Raw genomic sequence first — 2,517 nt, 5'->3', positions numbered from 1 at the left:
TCTTACCCGCCCAACTGGCGGACAGGAATGTCCTGTACAATTTTCGGTGAACGTGTCGGAGTGGCGAGCGGAGCCCCCGAAGGGGATGCGAAGCTCGGCGAAGCCACTCCGATCCGGACGCCGAACGGGGGGGGGAAGATGCACTTGACTTCGGCAAAAAAAGAACCTCCTTGTAGGCGGAGCGGTCCATTGAGGCCGCGCGATTCAAAAGAGCGGTCGAGGGCACGGGGCTCCCGCCGCGGAATCGAAAACCCACAAGGAGGTTCCAGATGAAAAGAAGCATCTACCCGGAAAGAAGTCAAGAGGCGTCGTCCATTCTTTTCGACGGAGACTCGCGCAAGACCCTTGTCGTCCCCCTCGACTTCGCCAAACGGGAGCATGCGGCGCTGGTATGCCTCGGCACTGGCGAGGCGCTGTCGAGGCCACTGCGGGTGTTCAACACCATGGAGGGCGTCCGCTTCCTTGTCGGCAAGATCGAGCGGGAGAGGAACCGCCTTCAGATCGACAGGGGACGCGTGCTTGTGGGGGGCGAGGATCCCGCCGCCTACGCCATCAACTTCCTCGAGGCGCTCCGCGCCGAGCGTTACATGCTCTTGCGGGTTGGCGCCAAGGAGGCGAAGAAGTACCGCTCGTCCACCAGAGCCAGCTCTGACCAGATCGACATGACGGGCATCGCCGAAGCCATAATCCATCACCGCGCCCGCAACCTGGAGAGGCACGACGGCTTGTGGCACAAGATGCGGTGCGCCTCCCGGGCCAGGGGGCGTCTGGTCTGCGACGAGACCGCCCTCAAGAACAGGATCCACCGCCTGGTGGAGACGCTCTTCCCGGGGTTCCTCGACGCGGCGAGGCCGCCTGTCGCGCCGTTCTCGGACGCCTGCCTCGCCATCCTTGAGAAGGACTTCACCATCCACAAGTTCAGACGGACACGGGAGGCGACCCTCGCCCAGCGGCTTGCCTCGCTTGGCGTGCACAAGCCGTCCGAGGCGGCCACGGGGCTCAAGGCTTTGGCGGAAAACGCCATCGCCCCCGTCGAGGGGGAGGTCGCCGAGTACCAAGCCCGGAGCCTCGCCTCCAAGGTCGAGTCCATGCGCGCCTTGCGCAAGTCCTTGTGGTTCGAGGAGAACGAGATGGCCAGATGCCTCGTCCAGACTCCCGGTTTCTGGCTTACAACGATCCCGGGCGTGGGCGTGACGCTCGCCGGGAACGTGTGCGCGGAACTTGGCCCAACGGAGCGCTGGCCCGACGCCGACCACATGGCCTCGTACGCCGGTATCGTGTCGAGGCAAAAGCAGACAGGCGGCCAGGACTCGCCGCCACGCAAGGGCGGGCTTCCCCCCGACACCAACAGGCGCCTGCGCAACTATCTGCTTCAGGTGGCGCGCCACTGCGGCACGACCGCGGATCCGGCAGGCAGGCTTCAGTGGGATCTCGCGGAACACGTCCTCATGAAAAAGCACAAGAGGATCGAAGCCAAGGGCGGCAGAAGCCGTCTGGCCACAGCCAAGAAATTTCTCGACGTGGCGCGGTCCCTGGTCAGGGCGGGGGCGTATTACATGCCTGAGAGATGGCTTGGAAGCGGCTTCGAGCGCGTCCACGAGGAGGAGTACCACGGATATCTCGCCGTCATGAACGACACGCTCGAACGCAAATGGAGAGAATACGACCTGGCCGGAATCGAGCCGGAGGTCGACTATCTCGTTCAATGGAGGATACTGTATGAGTGCGTAGCTGAACATCGATCTCATCGGACGCGCGGCTCCTGACCCGCCCTCCGCGGCGTTGTCCGCCGGTGGAGCTGGCCTGCGGCGCACCAGGAAAGTAGCCGCCCGCCTCCGCGGTCTCCGCGGGGGAGCACGGGACGTCTCAGGGCAGAGAGCCGGATCCGGCGTCCCGCCGTCGAACGCTCTGGAAGCTTCGAGTCGGGCGGTCGGAACCGCGTGTCCGACCATTTTGTCAACCCGAACTCTCGTCAAACGCAAGACCGCGTCTGGCGGGAGGCGCACGGCTTCAACGCCGTGCGCCGCCATCGGTGGCGTGGAAGCGAGGTCATTCACATTGGCGCCTTCCACCTCCATGGCCGACACCGGATCTTCAAAGCCGGGGCTTCCACCCGGATACGCCAGGAGGCGCATGGTCAGGAACCGCGACGTCTTTTCACGGTTTAGTGAACAATCGAAATTCAAAGTGGATTTCGACATGGTGGGTTTTTTTCATTCATATTTTCAGTTTCACCTATTGACAGCGAGTGGAAACTCTGCCCTCCCATTTCATGCGTCCGGTGGCGACCTGGGAGCGGGATAGCTGAGTTGCAAGTCACTTCTCCCCTTCTTGAGGATTTTTAACTTCTGCTTTCACTTCCTCAAACTTCAGATCATCGAAATAGATGACGCCGCCGTTGATCGGCAGGATGACGATCTTCACGTATTTGGTGCTGTTCCAGAATTTTGTGCCAGGATAGCAGCCGGTTTGGGCGACATCCTTCACCACCGCCGAAACCTCCTGCCATTCTGTCGA

At 62.2% G+C, this 2,517-nt stretch carries 2 protein-coding genes; one reads left to right on the top strand and one right to left on the bottom strand.

Annotation, left to right across the window (positions count from 1 at the left end; genetic code table 11):
- Nucleotides 1-269: 269 nt before the first annotated feature.
- Nucleotides 270-1,766, top strand: coding sequence for a transposase (locus WC683_20825; GenBank protein ID MFA4975056.1), 1,497 nt, complete (start codon nt 270-272; stop codon nt 1,764-1,766).
- Nucleotides 1,767-2,316: 550 nt separating this feature from the next.
- Here the strand turns inward: WC683_20825 and WC683_20820 are convergent.
- Nucleotides 2,317-2,517 (bottom strand): hypothetical protein (locus WC683_20820; protein MFA4975055.1); only part of this gene is annotated, 201 nt, incomplete at its 5' end.

The sequence above is a fragment of the bacterium genome (assembly GCA_041648665.1).
Taxonomy (GTDB): domain Bacteria; phylum UBA10199; class UBA10199; order 2-02-FULL-44-16; family JAAZCA01; genus JAFGMW01.
This window is presented reverse-complemented; position numbering and strand designations above follow the sequence as displayed.